Source organism: Hymenobacter sp. BT188, from assembly GCF_014333585.1.
Lineage (GTDB): Bacteria > Bacteroidota > Bacteroidia > Cytophagales > Hymenobacteraceae > Hymenobacter.
Window position 1 is genome coordinate 1 of the sequence record NZ_JACSCW010000019.1, and the last position, 10,721, is coordinate 10,721.

At 65.4% G+C, this 10,721-nt stretch carries 8 protein-coding genes and 1 pseudogene; 7 read left to right on the plus strand and 2 right to left on the minus strand.

Annotation, left to right across the window (positions count from 1 at the left end):
- Together H8B13_RS21460 and H8B13_RS20870 are read right to left on the minus strand one after the other, a co-directional pair.
- Positions 1–173 (minus strand): annotated as a pseudogene (locus tag H8B13_RS21460) (sulfite exporter TauE/SafE family protein); the annotation flags it as partial.
- A 69-nt stretch (positions 174–242) separates the two neighbouring features.
- Positions 243–560 carry an ArsR/SmtB family transcription factor gene (locus H8B13_RS20870; RefSeq protein WP_261990510.1) on the minus strand — a complete coding sequence of 106 codons (318 nt, stop codon included), beginning with the start codon at positions 558–560 and terminating at the stop codon, positions 243–245.
- Positions 561–721: 161 nt separating this feature from the next.
- Between H8B13_RS20870 and H8B13_RS20875 the strand changes: the two genes are divergently transcribed.
- The 7 genes from H8B13_RS20875 to H8B13_RS20905 all read left to right on the plus strand — a co-directional run.
- Entirely contained in the window at positions 722–2,302 is a 1,581-nt protein-coding gene (locus tag H8B13_RS20875; RefSeq protein WP_187312718.1) for a bifunctional metallophosphatase/5'-nucleotidase, read from the plus strand.
- A 200-nt stretch (positions 2,303–2,502) separates the two neighbouring features.
- Positions 2,503–2,874, plus strand: a complete 372-nt coding sequence (locus tag H8B13_RS20880; protein ID WP_187312719.1) for a hypothetical protein — start codon at positions 2,503–2,505, stop codon at positions 2,872–2,874.
- A gap of 255 nt (positions 2,875–3,129) precedes the next feature.
- Positions 3,130–4,554 carry a TolC family protein gene (locus H8B13_RS20885; RefSeq protein ID WP_187312720.1) on the plus strand — a complete coding sequence of 475 codons (1,425 nt, stop codon included), beginning with the start codon at positions 3,130–3,132 and terminating at the stop codon, positions 4,552–4,554.
- Between the two features lie 4 nt (positions 4,555–4,558).
- A complete protein-coding gene (locus tag H8B13_RS20890; protein ID WP_187312721.1) occupies positions 4,559–7,711 on the plus strand; it encodes an efflux RND transporter permease subunit in 3,153 nt (1,050 codons plus the stop codon).
- A 27-nt stretch (positions 7,712–7,738) separates the two neighbouring features.
- On the plus strand, positions 7,739–8,908 hold the full coding sequence (locus H8B13_RS20895; RefSeq protein ID WP_187312722.1) for an efflux RND transporter periplasmic adaptor subunit: 1,170 nt from the start codon (positions 7,739–7,741) through the stop codon (positions 8,906–8,908).
- Between the two features lie 52 nt (positions 8,909–8,960).
- Positions 8,961–9,560 carry a TlpA family protein disulfide reductase gene (locus H8B13_RS20900; RefSeq protein WP_187312723.1) on the plus strand — a complete coding sequence of 200 codons (600 nt, stop codon included), beginning with the start codon at positions 8,961–8,963 and terminating at the stop codon, positions 9,558–9,560.
- Positions 9,561–9,756: 196 nt separating this feature from the next.
- Positions 9,757–10,721 (plus strand): transposase (locus H8B13_RS20905; protein ID WP_187312724.1); only part of this gene is annotated, 965 nt, incomplete at its 3' end.

Consider the following 10,721-nt stretch of genomic DNA (forward strand, 5'->3'; position numbering starts at 1 on the left):
CCCACCACCGAGGTGGAGCCCACCACAAACAGGGAGTAGGCCGTGCTCAGCACCGGGCTCACGCCCATCAGATACACCAGCACCGGCACGGTGAGAATAGAGCCGCCGCCGCCCATGATGCCCAGCGAGAGGCCGATGAAAATTGCCGCGAAGTAGCCGAAGTAGTGTAACATGGATGAACGGGTGAACGTATGTAGCTATGAAGGGTTGTTCATGTGATTAAGCAAAAAAAAGGCCGGTCCTTACAGGAACGTGCAGCCGGCCAGGCACTGAATCACGTCGATGACTTCGCGCATTTTCAGCGAGTAGTAGATGTTTTTGCCCTCGCGGGTGCTGCTCAGAATGCCCTTGAGCTTCATGCCCGTCAGGTGGTGGGAGAGCAGGCTTTGCTCTACGTTCAGCTTGTCGCTGATGTCCGTCACCGATAGGCTGTCGGTGGCCGATAGCAGCTGCACGATGGCAATGCGCGTGGGATGGGCCGTGGTCTTCAGAATAAAGGCCACCTTCTCCATCTTCTCAGTGGTCAGGTTTAAATCAGCGGTGGCGTTGGTCGTTGTCATAAGGTGACGCAAATGTATGGTCATTTGTTCATGTATACAAACTTCTCCTTTACTTTGGTTCCAAAATAAATCAAAAAGCTATGCCAGCGTTTGATCAAAAGTTCTTATCCCGGTCAGGTTTCAGGTTAAGTCGCTCCTTAGTCGGGCTGTTAGCCTTTAGCGTGCTGCTGGCCCCGACCTGGGGGCTGAGCGGCTGCCAGCAGGTGAGCACCCGTACTGTGACGGGCCGGGCCACGGGCACCTTCACCATCCTGCACACCAACGACATCCACGGGCGGCACCGGCCCTTTGCCGTCTCGCCCGGCAACGCCACGGCTCAGACCGGCGATGCCGGCCGGCCCCCCAGCTCATTTGAGCGCGCCGGGCAGGTCGGTGGCTTTGCTCACCTGGCCACGGCCGTCCATCTGGTACGCCAGCAGCGCGGGGCCGGCAACGTGCTGCTCGTGGACGGCGGCGACACCTTCGGCGACGATTTGCTGGGCAACCTCACGCGGGGCGAAGCCATTATTCGGCTGATGAACGCCGTGGGCTACCAGTTCATGGCCCTGGGCAACCACGACTTTGAGTACGGCAGCGCCCGCACCCGGGAGCTGCAGCAACTAGCCCGCTTCCCCCTGCGCGGGGCCAACGTGACAGAAAAGGCCACTGGTCAGCCCTTCCTCGGCGACCCCACCACAGTGATTACCCTGGGCGGGGTGCGCGTGGGCCTGCTGGCGCTGGCCTACCACAACACCCACCTGACCGGCAACCCCGACAACACCAAGGAGCTGACCTTTGGCAACGGGCTCGAGGCCACCCGGCGCTACCTGCCCGCCCTGCGCGCCCGTGCCGATATTGTGGTAGTGGTCTCGCACCAGGGCACCAAAGTAGACGAGCAGCTGGCCCGCGAGGTGCCCGGCATCGACCTGATAGTGGGGGCCCACTCCCACGACCGGATTGCCCCCCCGCGCCGGGTGGGTGCCGTCTGGCTGGTGCAGGCGCTGTCCGACGCGGCCGTGCTGGGCCAGCTCACGGTGAAGGTGAAAGCGGGGAAAATCACTCAAGTGGACGGCGGCGCCCCCACGCTCTGGACCGCCGACTACCCTGCCGACCCCGCCGTGGCCGAGCTGGTGGATTCGCTCCGGGCCCCGCACCGCGCCCGGTTAGAAGAAGTAATTGCCACCACCACGGGCCGCATCGGCCGGCAGTACAAGTCGGCCAGTCCCTTCGACCAGCTCACCGGCGAACTGCTGCGCGAAGCCACGGGCGCCGAGGTAGCTTTCATGCCCGGCGTGGGCTACGGCGTGTCGCTGGAACCCGGCCCCATCACCCGCGAAATGCTCTACACCCTCCTCCCCCATCCGTCCAAGCTGGCCACGCTGGAGCTGACGGGTGCGCAACTTACCGCCTTGCTGGAGCAGACCGCCACCAACCTGGAGCCCGGTACCGACCTGGCCCGCGTGGGCGGCCTGCTGCAATCCAGCGGCCTGGACTGGACCGCCGACCTCAACCTGCCCGCCGGCCGGCGGGTGAGCGGAGTACGAGTGAACGGCCAGCCCCTGGCGCAGGACCGCCGCTACCGCGTCGTGACGCATACGGGCATGCTCACAGGCATCCACCACTACACCACTTTCGCCCAAGGCCGCAACATTCAGAAACGGGATCAGAGCGTGACCGACGTCGTGGAAGCCGGGCTCAAGCGGCGCGGCACCGTGGCCCCGCCGAAGCTGGCCGCTGTACACATTGTACCGGTAAAGAAATAAAGGAGCTTTAATGGTGTAGGGATGCCCCTCTCCCTGAGCTGTGCGCGCCGAAATGAACTTTGCCCGGCGGGCACCTCGTTAGGGGCGGCATAATTTCAAGGGCCCTGGCTGCAACCTTCGGGCCTTTAGCAGGGCCTTTCACAGGCATTCTTCAGGCTTCCAGAAAAAAGTGCGCACCTTTGTGCCGCGAAACTTTCTCCATGCAACGACTGCTGTCCCATTTGCTGCTGCTGCTTTATGCGGGTGTTTACCTGCATTGCCAGCCCATGCCCGTTGGAGCCGGCAGCGCAGCAGCAAGTGGCGGTACTCGTCAGGAAGTACCCCGCAGCGCCACCTGCAAGAAGAAGCTGCAGACTGTGCAGGCCGATACCAAAGTGGAGAAGCAGCAGCTGGCCCAGGCGAAGCTGCTGCCGCTCGATGCCGCGTTGGGCAGCGACTTTATGGCCCTGTATTTCGGGCTGCTTTTTCCGGCTCACCAGCCGGCCCTCAACCCCACGCGCGGCCCCACTGCCGGCCCCGCGCTGGCACTTGCCAACCACCCCAACAAGGCGCCACCCGTCCGCTTTTCTTAGGAAAAAGCGCAGGTGAGCCGGGGTATGTTCCCGGTTAGTCGAACCCCTGTAATGGGTGCGACCACCGGTTTTTTTGTGGCCTGACCTTTCCTTGCCCGCGGCGTTTAAGCCGGTGCAGCACCAGGCCCCATCTGTTGCCCGCCTCTGTCGGGTGGCCCCCGCTTTTTCCTGAGAAACCCCGCAAATCTGCCTTTAACAGGCCGCGGCGCCCGTGTGCGCTGCCGGCCCGGATTTCTGACTTTTTCTTTGGAACCCATGGTATTGCTCCGCCTTGCTGCAAGGCTTTTCCCCTCCTGCGCCCTGCGCCGACCACTCACTGCCGCGCTGCTGCTTGTTGCCAGCGCGGCCTGGGCCCAGGCCCCTGCCCCTCCGCCCCGCTCCGTTTCCCTGGTCCAGGCCCTGGAGATGGCCCGGGCCAGCTACCCCCGCCTGCAGGCCAAAGCCGCGCAGGTACAGGCCGCCCAGGCCGAGGTGCAGCAGGTGCGCACCCAGCGCCTGCCGTCCGTGCGGCTAAGCCAGCAGGTAAGCTACGGCACCATCAACGGGGCCGCGGGCACCATTCTCCCCTACGGCACAGTCATCCCCTCCACGGGGGGCGCGGCGGCGGCTAACTCCTCCGCGGCCGTGTTCGGCAGCGTGAGCACGGCTTATGCCGAATGGGCGCCCGTCACCTTCGGGCAGTACGGTGCCCAGCTAAACCGGGCCCGGGCCGCCGCCGAGTACGCCGTGGCCGATGCCGACAACGAGTGGTTCAGCCAGCAGGTGCGGGTAGCCCAGACCTACCTGGAGCTGCTGGCCGTGCAGAACCTGCGGGCCGTGCGCCAGAAAAACCTGGGCCGGGTGCAAACCCTGAAAAAGACCATCACCCGCCTCACCCTGCACGGTTTGCGCCCCGGCGTGGACAGCACCCAGGCGGCGGCTGAAGTAGCCCAGGCGCGCTTGTCGCTGGTGGAAGCCCGCGAGCTGGAAGCCGAGCGGCAGACCCGCCTGTCCACCCTCTTGGGCCAACCCGGCCAGCGGTGGCAGCCCGATTCGGTGTTCAACCACCGCCTGCCCACGGCCGGGGTGGCGGCTTTCGCTGCCACCGGCCACCCGGCGCTGCGCCTGCAGCAGCGGGCCATCGGGCTGAACCAGGCCCGCGAAACCATCATCCGCCGCAGCTACCGCCCGCGCCTGGCGCTGCTGGGCGGCACCTGGGGCCGGGGCACCGGCGTGGGGGCCGACGGCCGCTACGACTACGGCGTAACCGGGGCCGCGCCCACCCGCTTCAACTATGCCGTGGGGGTAGGGCTGGTGTTCGACCTGCTGGATTTGCCCCGCCTGCGGGCCCAGGGCCGCGCCGAGGCGTTTCGCACCCAGGCCCTGACCCTGGACTTGCGCCAGCAGCAGCTGGAGCTGAGCAACCAGCAGCTGCTAGCCGCCGAGCGCATCGGGCTGGCCGCCGAGCGGGTGCGCGAGTCCCCGGTGCAGCTCGCCGCCGCCGCCCAGGCCTACCGCCAGAAGCTGGCCCTCTACAACTCCGGCCTGGCCACCATCACCGATCTCACCCAGGCCCTCTACAACCTGCAAAAGGCCGAGCAGGACCAGGCCCTGACCGTGAACAACGCCTGGCAGGCCCTGCTGCTGCAAGCCGCCGGCACCGGGGACTTCTCCCTGTTTCAAACCCGACTCAATCCCTAGCCGCATGTACGAACTTATCCGGTCGGCCCTACAGCGGCCCCTCACTGTGGTGGTGGCCATGCTGGCCATCCTCTTTTTTGCCTTCGCCGCCGTGCGCGACATTGCCGTGGACATCTTCCCCAGCATGGACGTGCCGGCCATTTACGTGGCCGAGCCCTACGGGGGCCTCTCGCCCGAGCAGCTGGACGGCTTCATGGCTAATCAGTTTCAGAACAACTTCCTGTTTGTGTCCGGGGTCAAGAAGATTGAAACCAAGAGCATTCAGGGCCTGACCCTGATTAAGCTCTCCTTCTATCCCGGCACCGACATGGCCCAGGCCGCCGCCGAGGTGGCCACCCAGGTGTCACGGGCCACGGCCTTCATGCCCTCGGGCACCCTGCCCCCGCAGGTGGTGCGCTTCGACGCCAGCTCCCTGCCCGTGGGCCAGCTGGTGCTGGAAAGTGACAAAAGCTCGCTCACCCAGCTCCAGGACCTGGCCGCCAGCCGCATCCGGCCCATGTTCACCACCATTCCGGGCGTCACGTCCACGGCCCCGTTTGGCGGCAACATCCGCACCATCGTGGTCAAGGCCGACCCGGCCAAGCTGCGCGGCTACCAGCTCACCCCCGACGACGTGGTGAAGGCCATCGTCAGCAGCAACCAGCCCTCGGCGGCCGGCAACGTTAAGATGGGCGACGTGGCCTACATGGCCCCGGTCAATTCGCTGATTGAAAACCCCGCCGACTTTCTGGACGTGCCCCTGCGCACCGGCGCCGGGCCGGGCGTGTACCTGCGCGACGTGGCCACGGTGGAGGATGCCGCCGACGTGACCACGGGCTACGCCGTCATCAACGGCAAGCGAGCCATTTACCTGCCCGTCATCAAGAAGGCCGACGCTTCCACGCTCAAAGTCGTGCAGCAGGTCAAGGACAAGCTGCCCACCCTGCGGGCCCTGCTGCCCGAGGACGTGAAGCTCAGCTACGCCTTCGACCAGTCGACCTACGTGGCCAACTCGCTCAAAAGCCTGGTCACGGAGGGCATCCTGGGCGCGGTGCTCACCGGGCTGATGGTGCTCTTGTTCCTGCGCGACTGGCGCAGCGTGCTCATCGTCGTGACCACCATTCCGCTCTCGGTGTTGTCGGCCGTGATTCTGCTCCAGCTCTTTGGGCAGACGCTCAACATCATGACCCTGTCGGGGCTGGCCCTGGCCATCGGCGTACTGGTGGACGAGGCGACGGTGACCATCGAGAACATTCACCAGCACCTGGAGCGGGGCAAGCCCAAGGCCCAGGCCATCTGGGACGCGGCCCGCGAAATAGCCCTGCCCAAGCTGCTGATTCTGCTCTGCATCCTGGCCGTGTTCGCCCCCGCCCTGATTATGGAAGGCGTGCCCCGGGCCATGTTCCTGCCCCTGTCGCTGGCCGTGGGCTTTGCCATGGTGGCCTCGTTCCTGCTCTCGCAGACGCTCGTGCCGGTCATGGCCAACTGGCTGATGAAGGACCACGCGCCGGCTGGTGGCCACGACGACCCGGATGAGAAACCTGGCTTCTTCGCCCGCTTCCAGGCCGGCTACCAGCGCCTGCTCGTGCGGGCCCAGGGCCGGCAGCGCGGCGTGGTGCTGGGCTACCTTGTCTTATCAATACTGGTAGTAGGAGCGGGGTTCGCCTTCATCGGCACCGACATCTTCCCCCAGGCCAACAGCGGGCAGTTCCAGCTGCGGCTGCGCGAGAAGGTGGGCACCCGCCTGGAGAAAACCGAGCAGACGGTAGCGGCCGTGCAGGCGATTATCAATAAAGAAGTCGGCCCCGGCAACGTGGAAATCAGCTCCACCTTCGTGGGCACCCAGCCGGCCAGCTTCGCCGTCAACTCCGTGTTCGTCTTCACCGCCGGCCCCCACGAGGCGCTGATGCAGGTGGCCTTGAAAGAGGGCGTGCACGTGAATTTGAGCCAGCTCAAGGAGCGGCTACGGGGGCGCGTAAGGCAGGCCCACCCCGGCCTGCAGCTAAGCTTCGAGCCCATTGAGCTGGTGGAAAAGGTGATGAGCGACGGGGCCCCCACGCCCATCCAGGTGAACGTGGGGGGCAAAAACCTCAAGGAAGCGGCCGGCCACGCCCGCAAGGTTATGGCCGAGCTGAAGCGAATTCCCTACCTGCGCGACGTGCAGATTGCCCAGCCCCTGCAGTACCCGGCTTTGCGCATCGACGTGGACCGGGAGCGGGCCGCCCAGTTCGGGCTTACCAGCCAGGAAATCACCCAGTCGGTGGTGGCGGCCACGTCCTCCTCGCGCTTCACGAGCAAAAACCTCTGGCTCGACCCCAAGTCCGGCCTGGGCTACCAGGTGCAGGTGCAGCTGCCCGAAGACCAGCTCACCCAGCTCCAGGACTTGGAGGCGCTGCCCGTCAAGCCCGGGCAGGCCCGCCCCACCATCGGGGAGGTGGCCACGGTGTCGGCGCGGATGATGCCCGGCCAGATTGACCGCCAGGGGCCTTACCGGCTGGTCAGCATCACCGCCAACGTGCAGGACCGGGACCTGGGTACCGCCGCGAAGGCCGTGCGCCAGGCCCTGAAACAAGTTGGGGAGCCCCCGCGCGGGGTAGTGGCGAATCTGGTGGGCCAGCCCCAGCTGCTGGCAGAAACCATGCGCAGCCTGCAGACCGGGCTGGGCATGGCCATCGTGGTGATTTTCCTGCTGCTGGCCGCCAACTTCCAGTCGTTCCGCCTCTCGCTGGTGGTACTCTCCGTGGTGCCGGCCGTGGTAGCGGGCTCGCTGCTGCTGCTGCTGGCCACGGGGGCCACGCTCAACCTGCAGTCCTACATGGGCATGATTATGAGCGTGGGCGTGTCGGTGGCCAACGCCATCCTGCTCATCACCAGCGCCGACCACTTGCGGCACGAGCACCGCGACGTGGCGCTGGCCGCCCGCCTAGCCGCCGATACCCGCATCCGGCCTATTCTGATGACCAGCATCGCCATGATTGCCGGCATGCTGCCCATGGCCTCGGGCCTGGGCGAGGGCGGGGACCAAATTGCCCCGCTGGGCCAGGCCGTCATCGGCGGGCTCATCGCCTCCACGCTGGCCTCGCTGCTGGTCTTGCCCCACGTGTTTGGCTGGGCCATGCGCCGGGTGGGCTACGAATCCCTCTCCCTGCTGCCCGCTCGTACCCGGCAGGCCGCTTAATCTTCTCTTTTTTTCGACTGACTGACTATGAATGCCTTCCTGAAATTGATTGCCCGTTCGACCCAAACCGCTTCCCTGCTGGCGGCGGGCCTGCTGCTGAGCGGCGCGCTAGGCAGCTGCTCGTCCGGCGCCTCGGAGCCCGCGGCCGACAAGCCCACGCCGACTGCTCCGGCCGCCGTCACCACCTTCCGGCTGAGCGCGGCCCCGGCCGTGCGCCGGCTGCGGCTGCCCGCCGAGCTCAAGCCCTATGAGCAAGTTGACCTCTTCCCCCGCGTGGGCGCTTTTGTCAAACAAGTACTCGTGGACCGGGGCTCGCGCGTGAGCAAGGGCCAGACCCTGGCCGTGCTCGAAGCGCCGGAGCTGGCCGCCCAGCTGGCCCGCGCCCGTTCGCGCTGGCAGGCCGCGCAGGCCAAGCTTTCCGGCACCAAGGCCAGCTACGAGCGTCTGCTGCGCACGAGCCAGGAGCCGGGCACCATCTCGCCCAACGACCTGGAGCGGGCCCGCGCCGAGATGCAGGCCGACCAGGCCAACGGGCAGGCGGCCTACTCCGAACTGCAGGCCAGCCGGGAGCTGAGCAACTACCTGGTGGTGCGCGCCCCGTTCAGCGGCACCATCACGGCCCGCAACGTGTCGGCCGGGGCCCTGGTGGGGCCGGGGGGTGGCCAGCCGTCCGCGCCGATGTTCTCGCTGGAAAACAGCCGGACCCTGCGCCTGGAGGTAGCCGTGCCCGAAGCCGCCGCCGGCCAGTGGCTGCAGCTGGGCGCGGCGGTGCCCTTCACGGTGCCGGCCTTTCCCGGCCAGACCTTCACGGGCGTATTCCGCCGCAACGCGAGTCGCCTAAGTCAGACCGTGCGCTCGGAGCTGGTGGAGATGGACGTGCCCAACGCCGACGGCCGCCTGAAAGCGGGCATGTACGCCCAGGTGCTGGTGGCCCTGCCCACCGAGGCGAAAGCCGTCGCCGTGCCGACCTCGGCCGTGTTTGCCACCCCGGATGCGCCCCAGCAGGCCCAGGTGGTACGCGTGCAGCAAGGGCGCGCCAAGTGGGTGCCCGTGCGCAAGGGCCAGCTGCTGAGCCGCGACACGGTGATGGTGTTCGGCCCGCTGGCGCCCGGCGATGAGCTGGTGCGCGAGGCCGGCGAGCAGGTGCCGGACGGCCAGCCCCTCACGGTAGACAAGGCCAAGCCCGCGGGGATATGATATATGAACGTTTTTTCATTTGTTTGTTGTTGCTGACGTAAATTCCCTAATCATGAAGCGTAAATCCCTGTTGCAGTGGCTGCCCCTGGCCCTGTTTGCCCTGATATTATTCACGCCCTTGCGCACCCCCGTACTAGGCGGCCTGCAGCGCGGCCTGCTGGCCACGGGCCTGTGGAAGGCCGAAGTACCGGCCGTGGTGGCGGCACCCGCTTCCACGCCCGTTTCATCTACAAACGCTAGCGCATACCCGCACAACCTGCCCCTAGTTACCCTCGACGGCAAGCACGTTAATCTGAGCGACCTGAAGGGCAAAGTGGTGTTCGTGAACCTGTGGGCCAGCTGGTGCCCGCCCTGCGTAGCCGAGATGCCCGGTATTCACGCGTTGTACAAAAAGATGGACCCCAAGAAAGTGGCCTTCGTGATGCTGTCGCTGGACGAGAACCCGGCCAAGGCCCGGGCCATGATTCAGCGCCGGGGCTACACCTTCCCGGTGTACTTGCCGACCGGCCCGCTGCCGGCCCCGTTTGACTCCAACGCCCTGCCCTCTACGGTGATTCTGGACCCGCAGGGGCAGGTAGCGGTCCGCCACGAGGGCATGGCCGAGTACGACACGCCCGAGTTTAAGGCGGCGTTGGAACAGCTGGCTCGGTAAGCGCGTCGACTCCTTCTACTTTGGCAAAGCCCTGGCTCAACCGCCAGGGCTTTTCTGCAGGGCTTCTTAGTTATTAGGCTTTTCTGCCATACCAGCAATTTGATCCACTTACGGTTGATCGTGTAAAAGTCGTTTTACATAAAGTTAATGGCTGTTGCAAAAGTCAACATCGTGGGGGCGTGTGAGTTAGTAGCGTATGCTCGGCTTTCACCCCATTCGGACATCGTTGCTGAAACTGGTGCCCGCACGCCATTTCTACCAGCAACTGCTGCAGACCGTCGATTTCAGCTTCGTGTGGCCACTTTTTGCCCCATTCTATAGCTCTGGCGGTCGGCCCTCGCTTGATCCCGTCGTATTCATCAAGTTGCTCTTAGTGGGTCACTTGGAGAATATTACCTCGGATCGCAAGCTGCTGGAACTGGCCCAGCTGCATCTGGGCATCCGCGCCTTCCTCGGGTATGACTTCGCGCAGCCCCTGCCCTGGCATAGTACCGTCTCGCGGACGCGGCAACGCCTCCCCATATCGGTTTTCGAAGCCTGCTTTACGCACGTGGTAGGCTTGTGCATCCAGCAGGGCCTGGTCAGTGGCCATACCCAGGTGCTGGACTCGGCCTACATCAAAGCCAACGCCTCCATGAGCCGGCTCCAGCCCAAGCGTTCCCGTGGGGCGGCCGGGGCGGGCCCCACCATAAGTGATGGCCAAGCGCCCCGCATCACGGCGACGCCTGACCGCGTAAAGCATATCCAACGCTTCCACGCCGCCATTCTAAAAGCAGCCCCCAACAAACCAGGGCAACTCGTCAGCAATCTCACGCACTACAGCCCTTCTGATCCCGAGGCGCGCATTGCCTTCAAGTCGGGCAAGCCCCGCATCTTAGCCTATACGGCCAGTGTGAGCGTCGATACGGCGCACCACGTGATCACCCACATCCACGCGGACCTAGCCGACTGGCGCGACAGCCGCTATCTGCTCGCCATCGTGGACGCGACCCAGCAGCGACTGAAGACCTTTAGGATGGGCATGACCATTGTTGTGGCCGATGCGGGCTACTGTTCGGGCGAGAACTACGAGCAGCTGGAAGCACGGGGCCTGACGGGCTATATTCCGGCCCATGGCGGGTATAAAAGCGAGCACGCGGGCTTTACCTACGATGCCGCTAC

Coding starts and splice junctions, on each gene's coding strand:
- H8B13_RS20885 (WP_187312720.1), top strand. CDS start 3,130: ATGGTATTGCTCCGCCTTGCTGCAAGGCTTTTCCCCTCCTGCGCCCTG.
- H8B13_RS20890 (WP_187312721.1), top strand. CDS start 4,559: ATGTACGAACTTATCCGGTCGGCCCTACAGCGGCCCCTCACTGTGGTG.
- H8B13_RS20895 (WP_187312722.1), top strand. CDS start 7,739: ATGAATGCCTTCCTGAAATTGATTGCCCGTTCGACCCAAACCGCTTCC.
- H8B13_RS20880 (WP_187312719.1), top strand. CDS start 2,503: ATGCAACGACTGCTGTCCCATTTGCTGCTGCTGCTTTATGCGGGTGTT.
- H8B13_RS20900 (WP_187312723.1), top strand. CDS start 8,961: ATGAAGCGTAAATCCCTGTTGCAGTGGCTGCCCCTGGCCCTGTTTGCC.
- H8B13_RS20870 (WP_261990510.1), bottom strand. CDS start 560: ATGACAACGACCAACGCCACCGCTGATTTAAACCTGACCACTGAGAAG.